General features: G+C 73.3%; 18 protein-coding genes. 12 read left to right on the top strand and 6 right to left on the bottom strand.

The genetic code is table 11. The annotated features are described in order from the left end of the window. The first annotated feature begins 18 nt into the window (after positions 1-18). Positions 19-1,326 (top strand): 3-phosphoshikimate 1-carboxyvinyltransferase, encoded by a 1,308-nt coding sequence (gene aroA, locus WD794_15305; GenBank protein ID MEX2291679.1) that lies wholly within the window; start codon positions 19-21, stop codon positions 1,324-1,326. After that, positions 1,313-2,305, top strand: coding sequence for a ribosome small subunit-dependent GTPase A (rsgA, locus tag WD794_15300; GenBank protein ID MEX2291678.1), 993 nt, complete (start codon positions 1,313-1,315; stop codon positions 2,303-2,305). The genes aroA and rsgA overlap by 14 nt, the downstream gene beginning before the upstream one ends. A gap of 156 nt (positions 2,306-2,461) precedes the next feature. Here the strand turns inward: rsgA and WD794_15295 are convergent, their stop codons facing one another. Beyond that, positions 2,462-3,568: a ferritin-like domain-containing protein gene (locus WD794_15295; GenBank protein ID MEX2291677.1), complete on the bottom strand. Its 1,107-nt coding sequence runs from the start codon at positions 3,566-3,568 to the stop codon at positions 2,462-2,464. Positions 3,569-3,650: 82 nt separating this feature from the next. Continuing rightward, positions 3,651-4,679, bottom strand: coding sequence for a potassium channel family protein (locus tag WD794_15290; GenBank protein MEX2291676.1), 1,029 nt, complete (start codon positions 4,677-4,679; stop codon positions 3,651-3,653). A 131-nt stretch (positions 4,680-4,810) separates the two neighbouring features. Here WD794_15290 and WD794_15285 point away from each other — a divergent pair, with 131 nt between their 5' ends. The 9 genes from WD794_15285 (at position 4,811) to WD794_15245 (ending at position 15,291) form a co-directional block, all read left to right on the top strand. Beyond that, positions 4,811-6,376 carry a class I adenylate-forming enzyme family protein gene (locus tag WD794_15285; GenBank protein ID MEX2291675.1) on the top strand — a complete coding sequence of 522 codons (1,566 nt, stop codon included), beginning with the start codon at positions 4,811-4,813 and terminating at the stop codon, positions 6,374-6,376. Between the two features lie 5 nt (positions 6,377-6,381). Next, on the top strand, positions 6,382-7,152 hold the full coding sequence (locus tag WD794_15280; GenBank protein MEX2291674.1) for an SDR family oxidoreductase: 771 nt from the start codon (positions 6,382-6,384) through the stop codon (positions 7,150-7,152). 17 nt (positions 7,153-7,169) lie between these two features. Then, positions 7,170-8,573 carry an aldehyde dehydrogenase family protein gene (locus tag WD794_15275; GenBank protein MEX2291673.1) on the top strand — a complete coding sequence of 468 codons (1,404 nt, stop codon included), beginning with the start codon at positions 7,170-7,172 and terminating at the stop codon, positions 8,571-8,573. 90 nt (positions 8,574-8,663) lie between these two features. Beyond that, positions 8,664-10,358 carry a radical SAM protein gene (locus WD794_15270; GenBank protein MEX2291672.1) on the top strand — a complete coding sequence of 565 codons (1,695 nt, stop codon included), beginning with the start codon at positions 8,664-8,666 and terminating at the stop codon, positions 10,356-10,358. Between the two features lie 32 nt (positions 10,359-10,390). Beyond that, positions 10,391-11,560 (top strand): methyltransferase domain-containing protein, encoded by a 1,170-nt coding sequence (locus WD794_15265; protein MEX2291671.1) that lies wholly within the window; start codon positions 10,391-10,393, stop codon positions 11,558-11,560. 1 nt (position 11,561) lies between these two features. Beyond that, a complete protein-coding gene (locus WD794_15260) occupies positions 11,562-11,897 on the top strand; it encodes a metalloregulator ArsR/SmtB family transcription factor (protein ID MEX2291670.1) in 336 nt (111 codons plus the stop codon). A gap of 71 nt (positions 11,898-11,968) precedes the next feature. Continuing rightward, positions 11,969-12,847 (top strand): phosphate ABC transporter substrate-binding protein, encoded by an 879-nt coding sequence (locus tag WD794_15255; GenBank protein ID MEX2291669.1) that lies wholly within the window; start codon positions 11,969-11,971, stop codon positions 12,845-12,847. A gap of 6 nt (positions 12,848-12,853) precedes the next feature. Continuing rightward, complete coding sequence (gene pstC / locus WD794_15250; GenBank protein ID MEX2291668.1) at positions 12,854-14,629, top strand: phosphate ABC transporter permease subunit PstC; 1,776 nt, start codon at positions 12,854-12,856, stop codon at positions 14,627-14,629. Then, positions 14,626-15,291, top strand: a complete 666-nt coding sequence (locus WD794_15245; protein ID MEX2291667.1) for an ATP-binding cassette domain-containing protein — start codon at positions 14,626-14,628, stop codon at positions 15,289-15,291. Before pstC ends, WD794_15245 begins: the two co-directional genes overlap by 4 nt. Here WD794_15245 and WD794_15240 read toward each other — a convergent pair. Further along, positions 15,288-16,481 carry an NAD(P)-binding protein gene (locus WD794_15240; protein ID MEX2291666.1) on the bottom strand — a complete coding sequence of 398 codons (1,194 nt, stop codon included), beginning with the start codon at positions 16,479-16,481 and terminating at the stop codon, positions 15,288-15,290. The two genes, WD794_15245 and WD794_15240, sit on opposite strands and share 4 nt — an antisense overlap. A 49-nt stretch (positions 16,482-16,530) precedes the next feature. Between WD794_15240 and WD794_15235 the strand changes: the two genes are divergently transcribed. Continuing rightward, on the top strand, positions 16,531-17,247 hold the full coding sequence (locus WD794_15235) for a hypothetical protein (GenBank protein ID MEX2291665.1): 717 nt from the start codon (positions 16,531-16,533) through the stop codon (positions 17,245-17,247). Positions 17,248-17,456: 209 nt separating this feature from the next. Here the strand turns inward: WD794_15235 and WD794_15230 are convergent, their stop codons facing one another. The 3 genes from WD794_15230 to WD794_15220 are packed head-to-tail and all read right to left on the bottom strand — an operon-like array spanning position 17,457 to position 25,765. After that, on the bottom strand, positions 17,457-19,349 hold the full coding sequence (locus WD794_15230) for a propionyl-CoA synthetase (GenBank protein MEX2291664.1): 1,893 nt from the start codon (positions 19,347-19,349) through the stop codon (positions 17,457-17,459). A 12-nt stretch (positions 19,350-19,361) separates the two neighbouring features. After that, positions 19,362-20,207 carry a 3-oxoacyl-ACP reductase family protein gene (locus WD794_15225; GenBank protein ID MEX2291663.1) on the bottom strand — a complete coding sequence of 282 codons (846 nt, stop codon included), beginning with the start codon at positions 20,205-20,207 and terminating at the stop codon, positions 19,362-19,364. A gap of 2 nt (positions 20,208-20,209) precedes the next feature. Further along, a complete protein-coding gene (locus WD794_15220) occupies positions 20,210-25,765 on the bottom strand; it encodes a biotin carboxylase N-terminal domain-containing protein (protein MEX2291662.1) in 5,556 nt (1,851 codons plus the stop codon). Positions 25,766-25,791: the final 26 nt, after the last annotated feature.

The raw sequence follows: 25,791 nt of genomic DNA, 5'->3' as shown, positions 1-25,791 counted from the left end.
CAGTGCTTGACTGAACGGGTGAATCCTGACCCTTGGCCGGCGCCGCGTGCACGGGGCCCGCTGCAGGCGGTCGTCGCACTGCCGGGCTCCAAGTCGGTCACCAACCGCGCGCTCGTGCTGGCCGCCCTGGCCGACGGGCGGTCGACCGTCCGTCGCCCGCTACATTCGCGCGACACCGAGCTGATGGCGGCCGCCCTCCGCAACCTCGGCGTGGACGTGACCGACACCGACGACGGCGACTGGCTGGTGGACGGGGTGGCCGGGCCGCTGCAGCCGCGCGTGGACACGCTCGACGTCGGCAACGCCGGGACGGTGGCCCGGTTCCTGCCTCCGGTCGCCACGCTCGCCCAGGGAGCGGTCGGCTTCGACGGTGACGCCCGGGTACGCGAACGGCCGCTGGGACCGCTGCTCGCCGCGCTGGTCGCCCTCGGCGCCGACCTCGACAACGTGGCGGGGCTGCCGCTGGTGGTCCGGGGCAGGGGTCGCCTTCCCGGCGGCGCCGTGACGCTCGACGCGTCGCAGTCCTCCCAGCTGGTCAGCGGGCTGCTCCTGGCGGCACCGCGCTTCGAGGAGGGCGTCACCGTGCGGCACGAGGGCGGCGCCCTGCCCAGCGCGCCCCACCTGGCCATGACGGTCGAGGCCCTGCGGGCTGCCGGCGCCACCGTGCAGGACAACACCGCCGGGCTGTGGACGGTCGCCCCCGGCGGCTTGCGGACACGCGACGCCGTGGTCGAGCCCGACCTGTCGACGGCAGCGGCCTACCTCGCCGCCCCGTTGGTCGCCGGCGGGTCGGTCACGGTGCCGGGCTGGCCCCGTGGCACCTCCCAACCCGGCGCGGTACTGCCCGCGTTGCTCGAGGCGATGGGCGCGGTCGTGGAGCGGACCGACGACAGCGTGACCGTGTCCGCCGGGACCGGCCTGCACGGGATCGAGGCCGACCTGCGCGATGCGCCGGAACTGACGACGGTGCTCACCGCCCTGGCCGCAGTCGCCGACTCCCCCAGCCGCTTCTGGGGGGTCGCGCACATCCGGCTGCAGGAGACCGACCGGCTCGCGGCGCTCGCGAAGGAGCTCAACGTCCTCGGCGGAGACGTCCGCGAGCACCCGGACGGGCTGGAGGTCCGCCCGCGCCGGCTGACCGGCGGCGTCATGGGCAGCTACGACGACCACCGGATCGCGATGGCCTGGGCGGTGCTCGGCCTGGCCGTCGACGGGGTGCAGATCCGCGATGTCGCGACGACCCGCAAGACCGTGCCCGACTTCGTCGGCTCGTGGACCCGGATGCTGTCGTCGTCTCGAGCGCCGCGAGCAGATGAGCCCGCGTGAACTCGACGAGGACGACGTGCGGGTCCGTCCCGGGCGCAGCTCCCGCCCGCGCACCCGCACCCGGCCGTCCCACGAGGACGCCGCACCCGCCGACGTGCTCAGCGTCGACCGGGGCCGCTACCGGCTGCGGTCGCAGGACGGCAGGCTCCTGACGGCGGTACGCGCGCGCGAACTCGGCCGGCGGGCGGTCGTGGTGGGCGACCGCGTCGCCGTCGTCGGCGACCTGTCGGGCGGCCCGGACGCGCTGGGCCGCATCGTCCGGATCGAGCCGCGCACGTCGCTGCTGCGGCGTACCCCCGACGACACCGATCCGGTCGAACGGGCGGTCGTCGCCAACGCCGAGGTGCTCGTCGTCGTGACGGCGCTGGCCGACCCGGTGCCCCGCCCGCGGCTGGTCGACCGGTGTCTGGTCGCGGCCTACGACGGTGGGCTGGTCCCGCTGCTCTGCCTGACCAAGAGCGACCTGGCGGCCCCGGAGGAGCTCGTGGCGCTCTACGAGCCGCTGGGCGTCGAGGTCGTGGTGACCGGCCCCGGCGCCGAGCACCCGGGCGTCGACCGGCTGCGCGCCCGGCTCGCCGGCCGTACCAGCGTGCTGTTCGGGCAGTCCGGCGTCGGGAAGTCGACCCTGGTGAACCGGCTCGTCCCGGACGCCCAACGGGCGGTCGGCGACGTCACCGGGGTCGGCAAGGGCCGGCACACGTCCTCCTCCGCCGTGGCGCTGGCCCTGCCGGGCGGCGGCACCGTCATCGACACGCCGGGGGTGCGGTCGTTCGGGCTCGGCGCCGTCACCGTGGAGCGGGTGCTGGCGGCGTTCCCCGACCTGGCGGAGGGTGCGGCCTTCTGCCCGCCCGGCTGTGACCACCGGGCCGGGACGGCCGGCTGCGCGCTCGACGGCTGGGTCGCCGAGGGGCGGGCGACCTCCGCCCGGCTGGACTCGCTGCGCCGGCTGCTCGAGGCGCTGTCCGCCGCGGAGGAGTAGCCGCCGCTGCGCCGCGCCTGGCCGACCGAGCCACCGAGCGGTGATCTTCTGCCGACTGGATCCGCAGCGGACACGCCGGTGTGTCTGCTGCCGATCCAGCCCGCAGATGATCCACAGCGGCTGAACGCCTGATCCCGTGCCACGACAGCCGGACCCTCAGCTCTCGAACGCCATCGCGATGGTCTTCTCGACCTCCTGCCCGCGCACCAGCAGCTCGCGCTTCTCCACGTCGAGAAGGTCGGCGAGGTCCTCGTCCTGCTTCATCAGCGCGGCCAGGTCGACCCCGGCCATGTCGAGCACGCCCATGTCCGCGAAGGCGCTCTGCACCTTCGTGCCGAACAGCCCGATGTCCTTGACGCACGGGGCGATCCGGCTGAAGAGCAGGGACTGGAACAGCTTGAAGTACTGCGAGTTCTCCACCGACTTCATCGACTCCTCGACGTCGAAGCCGAGGTTGCCCCACACCTCCTCCTGCCGGAAGCGGTCGCGCATCAGGGAGCAGCCCTCGACGACGAACTCCTCGCGCTCCGCCTTCTCCGCCGACGTCAGCTGGGCGTAGTAGTCCTTGAGCACCAGCCGCCCGAAGGCGACGTGACGCGCCTCGTCCTGCATCACGTACGCCAGGATCTGCTTGGGTAGCGGCTTGTCCGTCATGTCCCGCAGCAGCCCGAACGCCGCCAGCGCCAGTCCCTCGATGAGCACCTGCATGCCGAGGTAGGGCATGTCCCAGCGACTGTCGGTCAGCGTGTCGTCGAGCAGCGACTTCAGGTGGGGGTTGATCGGGTAGACCAGCCCGACCTTGTCCTGCAGGAAGCGCGCGTAGGTCTCGGCGTGCCGCGCCTCGTCCATCGTCTGCGTCGCCGCGTAGAACTTCGCGTCCAGATCGGGGACGGACTCCACGATCCGGGCGGAGCAGATCATCGCGCCCTGCTCGCCGTGCAGGAACTGGCTGAACTGCCAGGCCGTGAGGTGCTGCTTGAGTTCGGCGACGGCCGCACGGTCGTTCTTGATCCGGTCCCACTGCGCGGTGCCGAAAAGGGGGATCGTCTCGTCCGGCATGCCGAGGACGTCCAGCGGGTCGACCTCGAGATCCCAGTCGATCCGGTGCACCGAGTCCCACTGCTTGTCCTTGCCCTTCTGGTAGAGCGACAGCAGGCGGTCACGCCCCTCGTCGTACTCCCAGGTGAAGCGGGAGGCGCCCTGCATCCGGACGTCCCACGTCGCGTGCTCGGCCGGCACGGTGTACAGCTCGTGCGTGCTCATGTCAGGCGCTCCCAGGCAGTAGCGAGTCGACGAGGCGGGCGAGATCAGCGGCCGTGGCCAGCACTACGAGGGATACCCGATGTCAGGTGGTCGGCGCCCCCCGGACGACGACCACCCGGTCGGTCCGCCGCAGCTTGACGTCGTGATCGGTGTTGAACAGCGTGGTGACGCCGTCCCGGATGATCGCCACGACCAGGTCCCGGCAGGCCCGCGGCGGCAGCCCCACCTCCTCGCGCAGGACGTCGCGCTCGGTCAACTCCAGGCCCTGTCCCGGGACGAGCAGGTCCTCGAAGATGGCGCCGGTCGAGGGACTCGAGGCGGCCACCCCCAGCAGCCGGCCGGCCGCCTCGGAGGAGACGACGACGCCGTTGGCGCCGCCCTCCCGCAGCAGCGGGGCGTTCTCCGCCTCGCGCACCGCCGCCACGACGTAGGCCTTCGGGTTGTGCCGGCGCACCGTGAGGGTGACCAGGACGGCCGCGTCGTCCCGCGGCACGGCGACGATGACCCGGGCGGCATGCTCGACGTCGGCCTGACGCAGCACGTCCGCCCGGGTGCCGTCCCCGCTGATCGCCGCGATGCCGTCGTTGTTGGCGTCGGTGATGTGCTCCGGATCGTTGTCGACCGCCACGATCATGGACTTGTCGGCCCCGTCGTCCAGCAGCGCGCGGACCGCGCTGCGCCCCTTCGTGCCGTAGCCGACGACGACGGTGTGCTCGCGCAACGCGGACCTCCAGCGGCTCTGCCGCAGCTGATCCCGGGTGCGTTGCGTGAGCACCTCGAGAGTCGTGCCGACCAGGATGATGAGGAACAGGACCCGCAGCGGCGTGATCAGGAGCACGTTGACCAGCCGAGCCTGGTCGGTCACCGGCGTGATGTCGCCGTAGCCGGTGGTCGAGAGGCTGACCGTGGCGTAGTAGAAGGCGTCGAGCAGGTCGACGACGCCGTCCGAACTGTCGGTGTAGCCGTCCCTGTCGCCCCAGACGATCAGGGCGACGGCCACGAGGGCCGCCAGCGCGATCACCACCCGCCGGAGCACGGCCCGGACCGGACCGATCTCCGACTGCGGCAGGACGACGGCGGAGGTGGCGCGGCCGGCCGACCTCGCCGGCACAGGCGTCCCTCTCGGGAGCGCGCTCACAGCACCGTCGCGCACTGCCCGGCGCGCACACTGGTGGGGACCACTCCGCGAGACTAGAGCCGCCCCGGCGCCCGGCGCTCGGCGGCCAGAGGCAGGGGGACCGCGTGGACGAGCACGACCTCGACGACCGGCCCGGCGACCCCGTGGTCGTCCAGAGCTGGCTCGGCGCCCCGGCCCGCTCCTACGCCCGCAGGCCGCCGACGGTGCTGCACGTGCTGGACCGCGCCGTACGCCGCTGGCCGCGGCGGACCGCGTTCGTGGACGTGGACGGGACGCAGGTGACCTACGACGCGTTCGCCGCACGGGTCGAGACGGCCGCCGCCGCGCTGCGAGCGCGGGGCCTGCCGGCCGGCTCGTCGGTCGCCGTGGCCAGCGGCAACACGCTGGACCTCGCGACCGCCGTCTTCGCCTGCGCCCGGGCCGGCCTGGTCATGGTCGGCCTCAACACGCGGCTCGCCCCGTCCCAGTGGGCCTACCTGCTCGAGCACTCCCGGGTGCAACTCTCCCTCGGCAGCGAGGCGTACCTGGACGGCCTGCGGGCCGCCGGCGCCCTCGCCGCACTGCCGCTGGCGGACGTGCTGCGGGAGGTGGATCCGCGATCGTGGGCCTTCGACCCGCAGGATGCGCCGGCGGAGGACGGCACCTACGCCGTCGTCTACACCTCGGGCACCACCGGGCGGCCCAAGGCGTCGCAGGTCGTGCACCGGTGCTCCGTGCACTCCGGCATGAGCTACCAGCGGGTGCTGCAGCTCGGCCCGGACGACGTGACCGCGGTGCTGTTCCCGATGTACTACATCTCGGCGATGCACGCACACGTGCTGCCGGCCATGCTGGCCGGTGCCCGCTGCGTGCTGGTCGACACGGTCTCGCCGAAGGAGTACGTCGCCCTGCTCGCCCGGCACCACGTCTCGTGGGCGTACGCCGTCCCGTCCTGGTGGCGACTGTGCCTGCGGGTCGGGAACTTCCGGGACCTGCCGGCACTGTCGCGGCTCGCCGCGGGCGGCGCCCCCTTCCCGGCGGACCTGGTGGCCGCGCTGCGCGAGCGACTACCGCAGGTCCGGCTGCACGACGTCTACGGGCTGTCCGAGACGCACTCCCCCGGCTGCATCGCCACCGACGACGACCTACGCGGGCGTCCCGGCAGCGTCGGCCGGACGCTGGACTGCATGCAGGCGCAGGTGCGCGGCGACGACGGCACCGTCCTGGGACCGGGCGAACCCGGCGAGCTGTGGCTGCGCGGCTCGCTGGTCACCACCGGCTACGCCTGCGACGCCGCCGCCACGGCGGCCGCCATCGTCGAGGGTTGGTTCGACACCGGTGACATCGCCCGGATGGACGCGCAGGGATACGTCACCGTGCTGGACCGCACCAAAGACATGATCAACCACGGCGGGACGAAGATCTTCAGCGCCGAGCTGGAGGAGCTGCTCCGGCGACACCCGGCGGTCGAGGACGCCGCGGTGGTGGGCGTGCCGGACCCGCTCGCGGGCGAGGCGGTCGCGGCCTTCGTGGTGGCCGGCGCGCCCCTCACGGCGGCCGAGGTGCGCGCGTGGGTGCGCGAGGGGATGGCCGACTACGCCACGCCGAAGCTGGTCGAGCTGGTGGACGCGCTGCCGCGCAACGCCGTCGGCAAGACCGACAAGCCGGCCCTGCGCGCCCGGTTAGCCTGACCGGCATGCCGCTGCTCGACGGGAAGCGCCTGCTGGTGACCGGCGTGCTCACCGAGCAGTCGCTGGCCAGTGCGGTGGTGCGCACCGCGCTGGACGAGGGGGCCGAGGTGCTGCTCAGCTCGCCGCTGTGCCGGGCCTGGCCGCTGACCAGCAGGACGGCCGGCCGGCTCGGTGTCCCCGCCCCGGTCCTCGAGCTCGACGTGACGCTGCCGTCCGACCTCGCGCGGCTGGAGGCGGGGGTGCGCGAGGCCGGCTGGGACCGGGTCGACGGCGTGCTGCACGCGATCGCCTATCTGCCGGCGGGTTCCGGCTCCGGGGACTTCGCCGCCCAGCCATGGGAGATGACCGGGGAGGTCTTCCAGACGACCGCGTGGTCGCTCGCGGCCGTCGTCCACGCGCTGCGTCCGCTGCTCCCGTGCGGCGGCTCCGTGGTCGCGCTGGACGTCGACGCCTCCCGCGCGTGGAGCTCGCTCGGCTGGCTCGGCGTCGCGCAGGCCGGCCTCGAGGCGACCGCGCGCTACCTCGCCCGCGAGCTGGGCCCGGCCGGTGTGCGGGTGAACGTCGTCGCGACCGGCCCGCACCGCACGCTGCTGACCCGCGCGCTTGACGGGCACCACGAGCTGGCGGACCGGTGGGCGCGGGACGCGCCGCTGGGCTGGGACCCCGGGGACGCCACCGCCGTCGCGAAGGCCGCGGTGACGTTGCTGTCGGACTGGCTCCCGGCCACGACCGGCGAGGTGCTCCACGTCGACGGCGGGATGCACGCCGTCGGCTAGACACGTAGCGTCGCGCTGTGCTGCACCACTTCTACGACGGCCGACGGCAGGTCCCCCTGGCCGAGGGCGTGACTCCGGTCGTGGACCCCTCGACCGGTTCGGCGTACGACAACGCGCCGGTTGCAGCCGGGCCGGACCTCGATGCGGCCTTCGCCTCCGCGGCCCGCACCTTCCCCCTCTGGCGGGACCGGACGCCGGCCGAGCGGTCGCGGCTGCTGCTGCGGCTGGCCGACCTGCTCGAGGAGCGGGCCGGGCAGTTCGTCACCGCCGAGTGCCGCAACACCGGCAAGCCGGTCTCCGCCATGCGCGCGGAGATGCCGCACATCGTGGACGTGATCCGCTTCAGCGCAGGCGCCTCCCGCGTCCAGGAGTCGATGGCCGCGGGTGAGTACGCCGAGGGGCACACGTCGTTCCTGCGTCGCGAGCCGCTGGGGGTGGTCGCGCAGATCACGCCCTGGAACTACCCCCTGATGATGGCGACCTGGAAGTGGGCCCCGGCGGTCGCGGCCGGCAACACCGTCGTGCTCAAGAGTGCCGAGACCACGCCCGTCACACCGCTGATGCTCGCCGAGCTGGCCGCGGAGGTGCTCCCGCCGGGGGTGCTCAACGTCGTCTGCGGCGACCGCTCGACCGGCGCCGCCATGGTCGGGCACGACCTGCCGGCGATGGTCTCGCTCACCGGCTCGGCCCGCGCCGGACGCGAGGTCATGGCCGCTGCCGCGCCGAGCATCAAGCGGCTGCACCTCGAGCTCGGCGGCAAGGCTCCGGTGCTCGTCTTCGACGACTGCGACCTCGACGTGACCGTCCAGGGACTGCTGGACATCGGCTACTACAACGCCGGCCAGTCCTGCACCGCCGCCACCAAGGTGCTGGCCGGGCCCGGCGTGCACGACGAGCTGGTCGCCCGGCTCGCCGCCGGCGCGGCCCGGTTGCAGGTCGGCGAGCACGGCTACTACGGCGCGCTCAACAACCCCCAGCAGCTGGCCCGGGTGGCGGGGATGGTCGACCGACGCGGGCCGCACACCGAGCTGCTCGCCGGCGGCACCCCGCTCGCCCGCGACGGCTTCTACTACCCGGCCACCGTCGTCGCGGGAGTCCGCGAGCAGGACGAGCTGGCGACCGACGAGGTCTTCGGGCCGGTGGTCACGGTGCAGCGGGTGACCGACGAGGCGGACGCGCTGGCCACCGCCAACGACACGCCGTACGGCCTGGCCGCGAGCGTCTGGACGACCGACCACGGCCGGGCCATGCGCTGCGCGAAGGCGCTCGACTTCGGCGCCGTATGGCTCAACTGCCACTCGGTGCTCGCGACCGAGATGCCGCACGGCGGCTACGCGTCGTCCGGTTTCGGCAGCGATCTGTCGGCCTACTCCCTGCGCGACTACACCCGCCTCAAGCATGTCGTCAGCCGGCTGGCCTGACGGCCGGACGCAGCCCGCCGCCGGCCCGACCTGCGGAATCTGCCTGCCTGTCCTAATCTTGCCTCTTCCACTGACCCGGAGGCTCCCCGCATGACCCGCATCGCCGTCTGCGGTGGCGTCTACTCCAACCCCTACGCCCTGCGCGCCTTCGTGCAGGATGCGCGTGCCCGGGGCGCCGAGCAGCTCTACTGCCTGGGCGACCTCGGCGGCTACGGCGCCGAGCCGGACGCGATCTGGCCGCTGCTGCTCGAGAACGACGTCACCGTCGTGGCGGGCAACTACGACGTCGCGGTCGGCCGCGGCGACACCGACTGTGGTTGCGGTTACAGCGACCCGCGGGACAACGAGTTCGCCCAGCTGATGTACGACTACACGCTGGCCCACACCAGCCGTGACTACGCGCGGTGGATGACGACGCTGCCCACCGAGCGCCGCTTCGAGCTCGACGGCGTGGACGTGCACCTGGTGCACGGCTCGACACTGGCGCTCAACGACTTCTGGTGGGAGTCGCTGCCCGAGGAGCAGCACGTGCTGCGGGTGCAGGAGTCCGGCGCCGACCTGATCATGTGCACCCACTCCGGCCTGCCGTGGCAGCAGCAGGTGGGCGACACCCTCGTCGTCAACGTCGGCGTGCTGGGCCGTCCCGCCAACGACGGCCGGCGCGAGGTCTGGTACGCCCTGGTCGACCTCGGCGACGGTCGCGCCACCGCCGAGCTCGTCCCGCTGGCCTACGACTGGGAGGCGCAGGCCGCCTCCATGCGAGCCGGCGGGCTGCCCGAGGCGTTCGTCGAGACCGTCGAGGCCGGCTGGTGGACCACCTGCCTCGAGATCGTCCCGCCGTACGAGCGCAGTCTGGGCCGCTACCAGCTCTACCGCTCGGCACTGCCCTCGGGCTTCGAGCAGGAGCAGGTCTCCTGGGCCGACGCGCCGGAGGTCGTCGACGACGGCCTGCCGGTGGTGCCGCTGTTCGGCTCGCCGATGTTCCCGCCGCGGCTGTGGCTCTACACCAACTTCCACTGCAACCTGGCCTGCTCCTACTGCTCTGTCGCCAGCAGCCCGCTGGCCCGCCGGCGCTCGCCCGGTCTCGGACGGGTCAAGGGGCTGGTCGACGAGGCGGTGATGGAGGGCTTCACCGAGATCTACCTCACCGGCGGGGAGCCGTTCCTCGAGCCCGACATCGTCGAGATGGTGCTCTACGCGACCGAGCGGCTCGACGTGGTGCTGCTGACCAACGGCATGCTCTACCAGGGCTGGCGGCTCGAACAGCTCCAGCGGCTGGCCGGCAGGGAGCGGCTCGTCCTGCAGACCTCGATCGACGCCGCGTCGCCGCAGGGGCACGACGTCAACCGCGGCGCCGGCTCGTGGCAGAAGGCGATGGACGGCCTGCGCCTGGCCGGCGAGCTCGGCCTGCCGGTCCGGGTCGGCATGACCGAGACACCGCAGAACGCGCACGAGGTGGAGCCGCTGCGAGAACTGCTCGCCGGGATGGGGATCGTCGGCAGGGACTTCGCCGTACGACCTCTGGTGCAGCGCGGCTTCTCCGACTCCGGCGCCAAGATCTCCGACCTGAACACCGTGCCGGAGCTGGCCGTCACCACCGACGGGGTGCACTGGCACCCGGCCGGCGCCGACGTGGAGACCAGCCCCGACATGCTGCTCGCCCGGCACCCGTCGGCCGACCGCTGGGTGTCGCTCGCCGAGGGCAAGCGGCTGGTCGTCGAGCACTTCCTCACGCTCCGCCGGGCGGACGGCTCCCTGCCGCTCGTCTACAACTGCGCCGTCTGACCTGCCCGCCAACCCGCCGAGAGAGAAGCCCCGTGACCCCACTGAGCACCGGCCCAGACGTCGAGCAGGCCGTGGCCGAGCGCTACAGCGCCGGCGCGCAGGCACTCGAGGCAGCGCTGTGCTGCCCCGTCGACTACGACCCCCGCTTCCTCGAGGTCATCCCGCAGGAGGTGCTCGACCGCGACTACGGCTGCGGCGACCCGAGCCAGCACCTCGGCGAGGGCGAGACCGTGCTGGATCTCGGCAGCGGTGGCGGCAAGATCGCCTTCATCGCCTCGCAGGTCATCGGCGAGAGCGGCCGGGTCATCGGCGTCGACATCAACGACGAGATGCTGGCGCTCGCGGAGAGCGCGAAGCCACAGGTGGCCGACGCCATCGGCTACTCCAACGTCGAGTTCCGCAAGGGCCGTATCCAGGACATGCGCCTGGACGTCGCCGCAACCGAGAAGTGGCTCGCCGAGAACCCGGTCACCGACCTCGCGTCGCTGCAGGCGTTCGAGGCCGAGACGGCGCGCCAGCGCGCGCAGTCGCCGCTGATCCCGGACGCCAGCGTCGACGCGGTCGTCTCCAACTGCGTGCTCAACCTGGTCGCGACCGACCTCAAGGGCGAGCTGTTCGCCGAGATCTTCCGCGTCCTGCGCAAGGGCGGCCGGGCCATCATCAGCGACATCGTCAGCGACGTCGAGGTGCCCGAGCACCTGCAGGCCGACCCCGAGCTGTGGAGCGGCTGCATCTCCGGCGCCTTCCAGGAGGAGGCCTTCCTGAAGGCGTTCGAGGACGCCGGCTTCTACGGCGTCACGCTGGAGAAGCGCGACAGCGCCCCGTGGCAGGTCGTCGAGGGCATCGAGTTCCGCTCCGTGACGGTGGTGGCCTACAAGGGCAAGCAGGGCCCCTGCTACGACCACGGCCAGGCAGTCGTCTTCAAGGGGCCCTGGAAGGCTGTGCTGGACGACGACGCCCACGTCTACGAGCGAGGCGTCCCGACCGCGGTGTGCGCCAAGACGTTCCAAATCCTGCAGGGTGCGCCGTACGGCGGCCAGTTCGAGCTGCTCGAGCCGGCCGAGCCGGTCGACCCCGACAACGCGCCACTGTTCGCCTGCGCGTCTCCGGTGACGCTGAGCGCCGAGGGGCCGTCCGCACCCGTCCGTCGTCCGGTGAGCGGCCTGTCGACCACCGCGAGCACCGACGGCGCCTGCTGCTGACGTGAGTGCTGCCCCGTCGGGGATCGACGTCGTCGGCGCACTGCGCGCCCTCGGTGAGCCGCACCGGCTCGCGCTCCTGCAGGCCCTGCGCCTGCAGGAGCGGTGCGTGCGGGACCTCGTCGCCGCCGTCGGGCTCAGCCAGCCGCTGGTGAGCCACCACCTGGGCCGGCTGGCCGCGGCGGGTCTGGTCACGAGCCGGTACGCCCACGGCTTCACCCACTACGCACTCGACGCCGGAGGACTCGCTGCCCTGGACGAGGCGGTGGGCGCGCTGCTGGACGTCCGCAACCTGCCGGCCTCGGCACACCCGGGTGGCAACGACCGCTGTTGCCGCTGACAAAACGCCGATTGATATGCATTGAGGTTTATGCCACGGTACGGCCCTCCTACTGCCCCTGGAGTCCGCCCGTGCCGATCCACCGTGTGCCGCTGCTCGCCCTCGCCGCCCTCCTGCCGCTGCTGCTCGCCGGTTGCGCCTCCGGGAGCAGCGCCAGCGGCACCAGGTCGCAGACGCTGCGCATCAGCGGGTCGACCACGGTGAACCCGGTGGCGGCCGACGCGGCCGAGGCGCTGCGCGGCGACGGCCTGCAGGTCACCGTGGACACCCAGGGCGGCTCCGCCGGCGGTCTGACGCAGCTCGCGGCCGGTCAGGTGGACATCGCGATGAGCTCCAAGGAGGTCGGGGACAAGGACCGCCGAGCGGCTCCCGACGTCGACTTCGTCGAGCACCGGATCGGCGAGGACGCCGTCGGCATCGTCGTGGACGCGGACGTGCTCGCCAGCGGCTTCGACAGCGTGACGAAGGCTCAGCTTCGGGCGCTGTTCGAGGGCAAGGTGGCGAACTGGGCGGAACTCGGTGGACCCGACCTCGACGTCTTCGTGTACGACAAGGAGCCCGGCCGCGGGACGCGCGAGGTGCTGGACGCCTACCTCTACGGCAAGAACGGCGTGCCGCCCGGGCCGCCCACCAGCGCGCGCTACGCCATCGTCGGGGGGAACGAAGAGACCCGGACCAAGCTCGTCTCCACCCCCGGCTCGGTCGCGCCGCTGTCCTCGGCGTTCGCCGAGGGACAGCAGGAGCTCGGACTGCTCGCGGTCGAGGACACCGTGCCCACGGCCGGGACGATCGCTGACGGCAGCTACCCGTTGAGTCGGCCGCTGTTCCTAGTGACCGACGGCGAGCCGACGGGGGCGGCGAGGACGTTCATCGACTACGTGCTCGGCCCGCAGGGGCAGCCGCTCCTCACCCGGCACGGCTACCTGACGCTCGCACAGCTCACGGACTGACGGCCGATGACCGCCGTGCTGGAGCGGGCGCGCACTGCCGCGCCAGCGCGCCCGCGCGGTCCCGTCTGGGTGCCGGTCCTGTCCGGCACCGGCGGGTGCCTGGGGCTGCTCGGCGCGCTGCTCGTCGTGGGTTTCGTCGCCGCCGGACTGGCCTCCGGTGAGATCGCCTGGCGCACGCTGCTCACCACCCCGGTCTGGGACCCGCCGAACGGCATCTTCGGCGTCACCGCGATGGTGTGGGGCACCGCCGCGGTTTCGACCGTCGCGCTGGCACTCGCCGTGCCGATCGGCTGGGGAGCAGCCGTGGGCCTGCACGAGCAGCTGCCGCCACGACTCTCGCGCCCGCTGCGCAGCGCGGTCGAGCTGCTCGCCGCGGTGCCGTCCATCGTCTACGGGCTGGTCGGTGTCGCGGTGCTGCGGCCGTTCGTGTCCCGCCTCGGCGACGTCCCGGGCGGGGACAGCCTGCTGGCCGCCGGGCTGGTGCTCGCGGTCATGGTCCTGCCGACGATCGTCGCGGTCAGCGTCGATGCACTCGCGGCCGTCCCCGCCTCCGTGCGTGAGGCGGCCTACGCCCTCGGGCTGACCCGGCGCGAGGTGATCCGCGCGGCGGTGCTGCCGCTGGCCCGGCCCGGCATGCGCGCCGCGGTGCTGCTCGGCCTGGCCCGGGCGCTCGGTGAGACGATCGCGGTGTTCCTGCTCATCGGCCGCGCCGACGGCCGGCTGCCCGACCCGGGCTCCGCGCTGCAGTCGCTGCTGTCGCCCGGCCAGACGCTGACGACGAAGCTCGGCGGTCCGGAACCGGTGCTCGCCGGAGCTGTCGGCGAGCACCGGGCCGCGCTGTCGGCGGTCGCCCTGCTGCTCCTGCTCACCGTCGCCGGTGCGACGCTCGCGGGCAGCCGCCGCGGCCGTCCTGCGCGCCGCGGCGCGCGCCGCCCGGCGGGGCGCTGGCGGCCGGGCACCGACCACGCCGTCACCCTGCTGCGGTCCGGCGCCGTCCTGCTCCCCGTGCTGCTCCTGGGCGGCATCGTCACCCTGCTGCTCGCCCGCGGCGGGAGCGCGCTCTCCCCGTCGTTCTGGTGGAGCCCGGCCGTCGGGTCGAGCGGCGGCGGCGTGCGCGACCAGATCGCCGGCACGGTCCTGCTGGTCGCGGCCGCGGGTGCGGTGGCGCTGCCCGCCGGACTGGGCCTCGGTCTGGTCCTCGGCGAGTACACCGGCGCCCGCGCCACCCGCGCGCTGCGCACCGCCACCCTCACCCTCGGCGGTGTGCCGACGATCCTGCTCGGGCTCGCCGGCTACGCGTTCTTCTCCACCGCGCTCGGTTGGAGCAAGTCCTGGCTGGCCGGCTCCCTGGTGCTGGTGGTCGTCACCATGCCGATCGTCGCGCTGGCCACGGCCGCACGCCTGGACCAGCTCGCGCCGGCGCGGCGGGAGGCAGCGCTCGCGCTGGGCCTGACCCGCAGCCAGCTGGTCCGCTCGGTGCTGCTGCCGCACGCGCGGCCGGCGGTCCTGACCGGGCTGCTCCTGGGCCTCGCCCGCGCAGCCGGCGAGACCGCACCGCTGCTGTTCACGGCGACCGTGTTCGCCGGTGCGGCGACCTTTCCGAGCGGCGTCGTGCAGGCGCCCGTCCAGGCGCTGCCGACGCACATCTTCACCCTCGCCCAGGACGCCGCCGATCCCGCCGCCCTCGACGCTGCCTGGGGCAGCGCCCTGGTGTTGGTGGCCCTCGCCGGCCTGCTGCTGCTGGCGGCGATCCCGGCACGGCGCCGGCTGGAGCGGGCATGACCGCCGTCTCTGCGCAGGACCTCGTCGTCCGCTCCGCCGACCGGGTGCTCGTCGGGCCGGTCAGCTTCCATGCCGCTCACGGCACGACGGTGGGGCTGCGCGGCCCGTCCGGCGCCGGCAAGTCGACGGTGCTGCGGGCGATCGTGGGGCTGCTGCCGCCGGGCCTGCGTGCGGAGGGCGAGCTGCACGTGCTCGGGCGACGGCTCGACGGCACCGGTCGGCTGTCGGACCTGCGGGCCCAGGCCGGCCTGGTCGGGCAGTCACCGGTCGTGTTCCCGGGCAGCGTGCTCGACAACGCCCTGTTCGGACTGCGGCACGTGGTGCGCGCCCCCAGGGCACAGCTGCACGAGCGGGCCGTGGCCGCGCTCGAGGAGGCCGGTCTGTGGCGTGAGGTGGCCGATCGCCTCGACGCGCCCGCCGAGCAGCTGTCCGTCGGGCAGCGCCAGCGGCTGTGCCTGGCGCGCGCGCTCGCCCTCGACCCGGCGCTGCTGCTGCTCGACGAGCCGACCAGTGCGCTCGACCGGGGCTCGCGCGGCGTCGTGGAGGAGTCGATCGCCGGCCTGCGCGGACGCCGGACGGTGCTGCTGGTCAGCCACGACAGCGACCAGCTGGCCCGCCTGTGCGACGAGGTGGTCGACCTTCTCCCTGTCGCGGCGAGCTAGGCCGGCTGCAGCGCGGCCAGTTCGGCGTCCAGGGCGGCGAACACCTCGGCCACCTGCTCCCAGCCGACCCGGAGCAGGAAGGTGTTGTTGCGCCCGTAGCTCTTGACGCCGAGCACGAAGAACCGCGGCTCCGGGTTGCGCAGCGCGTCGACGCCGAGGGAAGGCTGCGCGAGGCAGTCCGCCGCACCGCTGCCCATCAGGGTCGCGGCGAGGTTCATCGGGCCCTCGGTCGCGTAGCACTCGTGCACCTGCAGCTGCCGGTAGAGGGAGGCGTCCGGGGCGGCCCCCGTCATCGACACCACCTCGTCCACGACCAGCTCCCGCCGGTCGCCCTCCTGGTCCCGCAGGCCGACGACCACCCGCCCTCCCTGCTCGCGCAGGAACTCGACGACGACGCCGGGCACCAGCTGGACACCCGCCACCGCTCCGCCGGCCAGCCGCCGGGACGACGCGACGAGCGCGACCCGGTCAGGCAGCGGATCGCCGGCCACGGCGCCCCACGACGGCCGCTGCGCACGCACCGCCCAGTGCAGCCGGGCACCGACCTGCGCGAGGTCGCGGGCGACCGTCTGCGCGCTGTTGCCGGCTCCGACCAGGAGCACCTCGCGATCGGCCCATCGCTGCGGCTCGCCGAGCACGTCGGGAAGCCGCCGCACGATGCGGTCCCCCAACCGACGCTCCCCCTGCGCCGGGATGCCGCCGTCGCCGGTCGGTAACGGATTGCCCCAGCTGCCGGTGCAGTCCAGCACGACGTCGGCGTGCTCCACCAGCTCCTCGCCGTCCGGGCCGGTCAGCAGGAGGCGGAACGGCCGCGCGGCGCGCCGGTCGCTGCCGATCTCCTCGCTCTTGAGCAGCCCCTCGCGAGCCACCGCCTCGACCCGGGTGGACAGCTGCAGCCGGTCGCCCAGCAGCGCGCCGACGCGGTCCAGGACGTCGGCCAGCTCGTGCCCCGTCGGCGACTGCTCCCCCGTCGACAGCCCCCCGAGCGCCTCGACCACCCGCGGGGACACGTCCATGGACCACGGTGTGAACAGCCGCACGTGGCCCCACTCACGGACGTGGCGGGCGACGTGCGGGGCGGCCTCGTACACCGTGACGTGCCAGCCGCGCTGGACCGCGGCGAGCGCAGCTTCCAGTCCGGTCGGGCCCGCGCCCAGAACGGCTATGCGGGGGACACTGACGGGGCTCATGTGACGGTCTCCTGAACGCGGTGCGGGACGTTAGGAAAGGATGCCCCACGTGGACCGCGAAGGCTGGATGACCCTGCTCGACCTCGGTGAGGACGAGGTGCCCCGCCTGCTCGTGCTGGAGGGCACCTGGTGGCGGCAGAAGGCACTGGACACCCGGCTGCCGCTGCTCACCGAGGTGCGCGAGCTGGGCATGCCTGACCTCTGGCACGGCTGGTACGGTGACGTGCCGGTGGCCTACTGCCCCGCCTACGGCGCGTCCCGGGCGGTGGAGCCCGTGCACGTGCTCGGCACGATCGGCACCGCCAACGTGGTGCAGATCGGCTCGTGCGGCAGCCTGCAGCCCGGGGTCCGCACCGGCGACATCGTGCTGTCCGAGCGGGCGACCATCGGCGAGGGTGCATCGCAGTACTACGGCGGGAAGGCTGTCGCCGAGGCCAACCTGGGTCGCGTCGCCCGGGCCGCGTCGCTGCTGGCCGCCCGGGGCATGTACGCCCACCGCGGGCCGACCGTGACGACCTCGGCACTGCTGGCCCAGCCGCCGGAGCTGCTCCGCCGGTGGGCGAACGCCGGCCATCTTGCGGTCGACATGGAGACCTCTGCGGTCTTCTCCGCCGCACGTGCCTTCGGGATGCGCGCCGCGTCGGTGCTCTTCGTCTGGGACGAGCTGCCCGGCCGGTCGTGGGTCGACAGCTTTACGGCGGAGGAGGAGCGGGCCCAGGCCCGGGCGGGCGCCGCCGTGTACGAGATCGCGCTCGAGATGGGCTAGGAACGCGCCCCGGCCGCTGGTGGAGACGGGCGGGATGGGCAGCCTCGGGCTGCGCAGGGCCGGGGCACTCGAGCATCGACCTGTGCTGCGCAGCGAGGTGTACCGCACAGGTCAACTTTTCCGGATTGTTGACCTGTGCTGTACACCGGCCGACAGCACACACCTCTCCGGAGCGGCACGCCGTGCCCGAGCCAGGCCTGGCCGTGACGTCAGCCGGGCGGCGACGGGCCGAGCAACACCTCGCGCACCTCCGCCAGCGCTGCCGGGTCGTCGATGGTGGCCGGCGGTGCGACCTGCTCGCCGTCGGCGATGCGCCGCATCGGGTCGCGCAGGATCTTGCCCGACCGGGTCTTCGGAAGCCGGTCGACCACGCGTACGTCCTTGAGGGTCGCGATGGCACCGATCTTCTCGCGGATCTGCTGGCGCAACTCGGCGCGGATCTCCTCGTGGTCCCGGGTCACCCCCGACGCCAGCACGACCAGGGCCATCGGCAGCTGTCCCTTCGTCGGGTCGGCCACCCCGAAGGCCGCGGCCTCGGCCACGTCCGGGTGGGCGACCAGGACCTCCTCGAGGGCGCCGGTCGACAAGCGGTGTCCCGCGACGTTCATGACGTCGTCGGTCCGGCCCATGACGCAGACGTAGCCGTCCTCGTCGATCAGGCCGCCGTCGTTGCTGCTGTAGTAGCCGGGGAACGCGGTCATGTAGCTCTGGACGAAGCGCTCGTCGTCGCGCCACAGCGTCGTCATGGCGCCGGGCGGCAGCGGCAGCCGGACAGCCAGCGTGCCCGTGCTGCCCGCAGGAACCGGCGAGCCGTCCTCCCCCAGCACCTGCAGGTCCCAACCGGGCACCGGCTTGCCGGCCGAGCCGGGCCGGGTCGGCGTCGGCTCCAGGCCGAGCGGGTTCGCGGCGATGGCCCAGCCGGTCTCGGTCTGCCACCAGTGGTCCAGCACCGGCCGGTCCAGCAGCCGGCCCGCCCAGGCGTAGGTGTCGGGGTCGAGCCGCTCGCCGGCCTGGAACAGGTAGCGGAACCGGCGGAGGTCATGGCCCTCCAGCAACCGGCCCTGCGGGTCCTGGCCGCGGATGGCGCGCAGCGCGGTCGGCGCGCAGAACAGCGCCTTGGCGCCGTGCTCCGACACCACCCGCCACAGCGCACCCGCGTCCGGAGTCCCGACCGGCTTGCCCTCGTACAGCACTGTCGTGCAGCCCAGCAACAGCGGCGCGTAGACGATGTAGGAGTGGCCGACGACCCAGCCGATGTCGGAGGCGGTGAACCAGACGTCCTCCGGCGCGATGTCGTAGAGGTGGCGCATGCTCCAGTGCAGCGCCACCGCGTGCCCGCCGTTGTCCCGAACGATCCCCTTGGGCCGTCCGGTGGTGCCGGAGGTGTAGAGGATGTAGAGCGGGTCGGTGGCGGCCACCGGGACGCAGTCGGCCGGGGTGGCGGCGGCGACCAGCTGGGCCCAGTCGTGGTCGCGGCCCTCGACGAGCTCGGCCGGAGCCTGCGGCCGGGCCAGCACCACGCAGGCCTGCGGTGGGTGCGACGACATCCCGATCGCGTCGTCCAGCAGCGGTTTGTACGGCAGCACCCGGCTGGCCTCGACCCCACAGGACGCGGACAGCACGACCTTGGGCTCGGCGTCGTCGATCCGCTTGGCGAGCTGTGCGGCCGCGAAGCCGCCGAACACCACCGAGTGCACGGCGCCGAGCCGGGCACAGGCCAGCATGCCCATCACCGCCTCGGGCACCATCGGCATGTAGAGGACGACGCGGTCGCCCTTGCCCACGCCGAGCCCGGCCAGGGCTCCGGCCAGCCGGGCGACCTCGTCGCGCAGCTCGCGGTAGCTCAGCTGCCGGACGGTGCCGGTGACCGGGCTGTCGTAGACGAGCGCGGTGCGGTCACCCTGGCCCGCGTCGACGTGCCGGTCCAGCGCGTTGTGACAGGTGTTGAGCTCGCCGCCGACGAACCAGCGGCTGAACGGCGCCCTGTCGTCGTCCAGCACCCGGTCCCACCGCCGGTACCAGTCGATCCCGCTCGCGGCCTCCCCCCAGAACTCCTCGGGGTCCCGGAGGCTGCGCCGGAAGGCCGATCCGTAGGCACCCACGTCCCGCTCCACTCACATGTCCATTCCGCCGTTGACGCCCCAGACCTGCCCGGTGATGTACGAAGAGGCGTCCGCGGCCAGGAAGTGGACCACGCGGGCGATCTCCTCGGGCCGGCCGAGCCGGCCGACGGGTATCTGCCCCTTCAGCTTCTCCAGCACCTTGTCCGGGATGTGTTCGAGCATCTCGGTCGCGATGAAGCCCGGGGTGACCGTGTTGACCGTGATGTTGAGCCCCTCGTCGGTGCGCTTCCCGGCCTTGTGCAGCTGGTGCGCCGCCTCACGGGCCATCGTCTTGGTCAGGCCGAACAGCCCGGCCTTGGACGCCGCGTAGTTCGCCTGACCGATGTTGCCCATCTCCCCGATGACGGAGGAGATGTTCACGATCCGCCCGCTACCGCGGTCCGCCATGTGTTCCAGCGCCGCCTTGGACATGTGGAAGGCGCCGGACAGGTTGACGGCCAGGACACGCTCCCACTCCTCGGCGCTCATCCGGCTGACCGTCCGGTCCATCGTGATGCCGGCGTTGTTGACGAGGATGTCGAGTCGCCCGTGCCGGTCGATCACCTCCTGCACGGCGCGGTAGCAGTCCCCGGCGCGGCCGACGTCACCCTGGTGGATGCTTCCGGGGCTGTCCGGGAAACGCTGCCGGAAGTCGGTGAGGAACGCTTCCGCACGCTCGCGGTTGCCGGCGTATCCGGCGGCGACCGTGGCGCCCTGGCCGGCCAGGGAGTGGCAGATCGCGGCGCCGATCCCGCGCGTGCCCCCGGTCACGAGCGCGACCCGGCCGCGCAGCTTGTCGCCGCGCACCGTGGCCACGTCCGGCTGTCCCTCGTGCGAAGTCACGTCCAGTGTCGTCACCGCTACTCCTTCGTGGTCGGATCCTCCGCCTGGTACCGGAGGGTGGACTGCTCCCCCTCCTGCCCGGCCCTGGTCCGTTCGATCCCGCGCTCGACGGCCTCGACCAGCTCCTGGCGCAACCGCACCGCCGGGATGATCCGATGCACCGAGCCGACCTGTTGCGCGCGCTCGATGCTGTGCACCCGGTCGAACTCGATCGCCACCTCGCTGATCTTCGCCGCGCGGGTGGCCGAGCGCAGCTCCGCCAGCTCTACCCGCAGGTGCGCTGCTGTCGTGTCGTCGGCGGCGGCCACCGCCGCCTGCAGCTCGCGCACCAGCGGATCGGTCTCGGTGCGCTTCTTGACCTCCCCGGCGAACACGACGGCGGCCGCGGGCGCCCCACCGATCACCGAGGCGTAGGAGCCCTCGACCGCGAGAACCTCCATGCCGTCGTGCAGCGCCCCGGAGAACACGACGAAAGCTCCACCGTGGTAGCGGGAGACGACACAGAAGACGATCGGCCCGTCGAAGTTGACGATCGCTCGGCCGATCTCCGCGCCGTACTCCAGCTGCAGGTTGCGCAGCGACTCGGGCGAGCCGTCGAACCCGGACAGGTTGGCCAGCACGACCAGCGGCCGGTTGCCGCTCGCGGCGTTGATGGCCCGCGCCGTCTTCTTCGACGAGCGCGGGAACAGCGTGCCGGCCGTCCAGGTGTCCGGACCGTCCGCGGGTGGCTTTCCGCGCCGTGGGACCGGCCGCGACTCGACCCCGAGCAGCGTGACGGGGTAGCCGCCCAGGTGCGCGTCGAGCACGACGGAGGTCTCGGCTTCCGCCATCTCCGACCAGCGCTCGAGCGGGGGGTGGTCCTGGTCCGCTACCGCGCGCAGCAACGTCCGGATGTCGAACGCCTTCTTGCGCTCGGGGTTGGCAATGTTGGAGAAGATGTCGCCGACGGTGGTGAAGTCGCTGCCGGGGAACACGTGCGGGTGCTCGCCGACGTCGCGCCCGACCGGGTCGCTCGTCCGCGCCCGGCGCGGGAAGCGCTCGCCGGGCACCACGTAGGTGTGGTCGTAATGGGCGAAGAGCACCTCGCAGGCGCGGGCGAGGTCGGGCGCCCAGTACTGCGCCTGGCCGTTCGGCCCCATCACCCGGTCGTAGCCGCCGATGCCGAAGTTGTCCTCGGCCGAGACACCGCCGGAGTAGTCCAGGGACTGTTTGCCGGTCAGCACCATCGCGCTCTCCGGCGTCATCACCAGGATGCCGCGGGTGTGCTGCAGCATGGTCGCCTCGGCGTTCCAGTACGGCTGCGCGCCGACGTTGATGCCGGCCACCACGACGTTGATCTCGCCGCCGGCCTGGGTGAAGGTGATGATCCGGCGCAGGGCGCGGGCGACCCAGTCCATGTTCTCGGTGCCGCTGTCCATCGAGATCTTCGCGCCCGAGGACAGCGCGAACCACTCGATCGGGACACCCAGCTGCTCGGCCAGGTCGATCGCCGCGACGACACGGGCGCATTCAGGCTCGGCGACCGAGCCGAGCGCCCGCGTCGGGTCGCCGAACATCGCGACCCGCGTCATGCCCTCCGGGTGCCGCCGGGTCGGGGTGGTCACCACGCCGGCGACGATGCCGGCCGAGTTGCCGCCGGGTGGCCGGTCGACCGGGACCAGCCGACCCTGCCCGTCGAGGTCGTGCTCCACGAACGTGCCGGCATCGCCGGTGAGCAGCGGGACGAGCTCGTACGGGTAGACGTTGCCGCGGGCCCGGGCGCGGCGGACCTTCTGCTCGTAGGCGTCCATCGTCGGCATCGGATAGGTGGGGGGGTCGGCCACGGTCAGCCGCAGGCCGGTTCCCGGCTGGTAGGAGACCCGTACCGCCACGTCGCGTGGCGACTCGCCCTTCTGCTCGACCAGCCGGGCCAGCATCATGACCTGCTCGAGGCCGGCGCCGGCCGTCAGCGGCGCGAGGGCGCGGGCTGCCTGCATCAGCTCCTCGGGCGGCACCTCGACCGACGGCCAGGAGTAGAGGAAGACCCGGTTGGCCTCCGCCAGGCGGGCGGCCGGGAACTGCGCCTGTGCCCGCCGGATCGAGTCGACGCAGCTGGCCAGGATCCGCTCCACCGCAGGCAGCGCCGCCAGCCGCCCCGACGCGTCGCGAAGCTGGGTGACGTCGCGGACCTCCGCCAGGGCGACCAGCCGCTCGTCGTCGGCGTTGTCCCGGGCGACGCACCGGAACAGGTAGACGTCCTCCGGCGCCGGCAAGCGGGTGACGTCGAAGTTCGCGAGCCGCCAGAAATCCAACCGGTGGGCTATCAGCGGGTGCAGGCCGCGGATCACCCGGTCCTCGACGAACCCGTCCGCGGACGGCCGGAAGGTGAACGTGCGCAGGTCGGCGCCGCCGGCACTGCTCGCCGCGACGGTGACCCGCCGGACCCCGGCCGGCACCGCGGCGCCGGTCAGCACGTCGAGCAGGTGCGCGGCCATCTCGTCCTCGCCGGGCGGGTCGTCCCAGGCCAGGTAGACGTCCCCCACCAGCCGCGCCGTGGTGTCGGCCTGACCGGCCGCCGAGGCCACCGCCGACAGGGCGGCGGACAGCTCGGAGATGTCGGCGAGCGTGGCCACCAGCTGCAGCCGCTCGCCGTCCAGGTCGTAGCCGGCGGTCACGAACGGGCGGTCGTCGACCTGATAGGCACGCAGGTCCTGCAGGCCGCGCAGCTTGTAGTACCGCCGGGTGATGACCTCGAGCATCGGCTGCCGCGCCCGTCCGCGCAGTCCGAGCCGTTCGCTCAGGAACCGGATGATCGGCTCCGGACTGGCCACCAGTACGGCGACCCGCTCGGCGTAGTCGGGGGTGTCCGGATTCCTGGTGAGGTGCTTGAGGTGTTCCCGCACCGCGTCGTAGGTGCGCGCACGGGCCTGCTCGATGAGCGGCTGGTCGAAGAACCGGAAGCGCACGCTCCGGGCGAGGTCGCCCACCACCGGGTACCGCAGCGCCGTCGTGGCCACGAGCCGCTCGACCACGTCCTGCAGATGCTCGCGCAGCTGTTCCGGCAGCTGCTCCGGCAGCGACGGCGGTGCGCTGAGCCAGCGCTCGAGCAGGGCCGTCACCGCACCGGCCTGGGACTCCATCAGCTCCAACGCGAGGAAGGCACGGTAGACCGCCGCCTCGAGCTCGGGGCCGTCCGTCTGGTCGTCGACTCCGTAGTGCGCCAGCGCGCGGGACAACCGGACCCGGAACCTCTCGGGCAGCCCCTCGCGCTCCACGTCCAGCGAGTGCAGGTAGGCGTGGAAGAACTCCCGCGGGCTGTGTACCCGCTCCGAACTCTCCTCCCCGTCCGCCGGACGGTTGCGCGACAACTCGCAGAGGTCGGCGTAGACGCGCAGCACCTGCAGCTCGCCCGCGAGCAGCTGCGGGTCGGCCGCCCCGACCGCGGCGTGCGCCCGGTCCAGTCGGCGCAGCTGCTCGGTCGTCTCGTCGGCGCTGACGTCGTAGCCGGTGATGCGGGCCTGCAGCGCGGCCAGCGCGCGGTCCGCCTCGCCGTGCCCGTCGCGGGCGGACTCGGGGGCCGCGAGCTCGAACGACACGAGCGGCGCGTCGGTCTGCGCCGCCCGGTCGGCCAGGAGTTCCAGCTTCAGCAGCGGAGCACCGACGTCGACCTGGGTCCCGGCGGCGACGAACACGTCGCGCACGTAGCCGGCGTACGGCGCCGTGACCACGGTCTCCATCTTCATGCTCTCGAGCACGACGAGGGCGGCGCCGCTGTCGACGGAGTCGCCGTTGCCGACCCGGGTGGCGACCACAACCGCGGGCGCCGGCGCCCGGACCAGACCGCCCTCGTCGCGGGACACCCGGTGACTGACCCCGTCGACCTCGACCAGGTGGTCGGGGCCGTTCTGCACCGACATCACATGGTGCCGGCGCCCCCCGACCGACAGTCTCAGCTCGGGGCCGGCCAGCCGGTCGACCTCGACCTCGACCGGCCGCCCGTCGACGTCGACGCGGTACGTCGACGGCCCCGTGCGGGACACCGAGAAGCGGTACGGCGTGCCCGCGTAGCGGACGTCGACGGGCCGCGCCACCGTGTGCCGAGCCCGTGGGCGTCCGCCGCGGGCGGCGGCGAGGAATGCCTCCCGCTCCCAGGCCTCCTCGGCGTCGTACACGTCCACCGCCACCGCCAGCAGGGCGACGGACGCGTGCGGCGCCGGCCCCTCGGTCCGCGCTGCCCCGTCGCGGTCCAGCCAGCCGGTGTCCGCGGTTCCGTCGATCACCTCGGGCTGGTCGAGCAGGTGCAGCAGGAAGGCCTTGTTCGTGGTTCCGCCCTCCACCACGACCGTCGTCTCGGCCAGCGCCCGGCGCAGCCGCGCGTACGCCTCCTCCCGGTTCCGGCCCCAGCCGATCACCTTCGCGACCATCGAGTCGTAGTCGGCGGAGATGACGTCGCCCGCGGCGATGCCGCTGTCCACCCGCACGCCCGGGCCGGAGGGCAACCGCAGCAGGGCCACCGTCCCCGGTGCCGGTGCGAAACCCCGGTCCGGGTCCTCGGCGTTGAGCCGGGCCTCGACGGCGTAGCCGTACCCCGGCGGCGGCTCCCCGACGAGCCGCTCGCCGTTCGCGACCAGCAGCTGCAGCTTGACCAGGTCCAGGCCGGTGGTCGCCTCGGTGACCGGGTGCTCGACCTGCAGCCGGGTGTTCACCTCGAGGAACGAGAAGGCCCGCTCCTCCGGCTGATAGAGGAACTCCACGGTTCCGGCGTTGCGGTAGCCGGCGGCCCGCACCAGCTCGCCGGAGGACTTCTTGAGGTCGGCCACCTGCTCCGGCGTCAGCACCGGCGACCCCGACTCCTCGAGCAGCTTCTGGTTGCGCCGCTGCACGGAGCAGTCCCGCACCCCGACCGGCCAGACCGTGCCGAAGGCGTCCGCGATCACCTGCACCTCGATGTGCCGGCCCCGCGGGACCCGCCGCTCCAGGAACACGACCGGGTCGCCGAAGGAACGGGCCGCCTCGGCCTGGGTGCGTTCGAAGGCCTCCGCGAGCTCCTCCGCCCGCGACACGACCCGGATGCCGCGGCCGCCCCCGCCGCTGCGTGCCTTGATCATCAGCGGGTAGCCGATGTGCTCCGCCGAGCGGGTCGCCTCGGCCAGGCTCTCGACCGGGCCGCCGCTCCACGGCGCGACGGGGACACCGACCTGCTCGGCCAGCCGCTTGGCCTCGATCTTGTCGCCGAGGCGCCGCATCGCCTCCGGCGGCGGCCCGACGAAGACGATGCCCAGACGCTCGCACAGCTCGGCGAAGGCCGGGTCCTCCGCGACGAAGCCCCAGCCCACCCAGGCCGCGTCCGCACCGGCCGCGCGCAGCGCCCGCTCGAGCTCGGCGTGGTCGAGGTAGGGGCTGCCCGCGGCCGCCTCGCTGCGCAACTGGACCGCCTCGTCGGCCTCCCGGACGAACATCGCCGCCCGCTCGGCAGCCGTGTGCAGGGCGACGGTCCGGATGCCGTAGCCGTACTGCGCGTTCAGCTCGCGGACGGCCCGGATCAGCCGGACGGCCGGCTCTGCACGGTTGACGATCGCGACCCGACTGAACACGCCGTTTCCTCCTGGTAGCCCTTTGT

Source organism: Mycobacteriales bacterium (genome assembly GCA_040902655.1).
Lineage (GTDB): Bacteria > Actinomycetota > Actinomycetes > Mycobacteriales > SCTD01 > SCTD01.
This window is presented reverse-complemented; position numbering and strand designations above follow the sequence as displayed.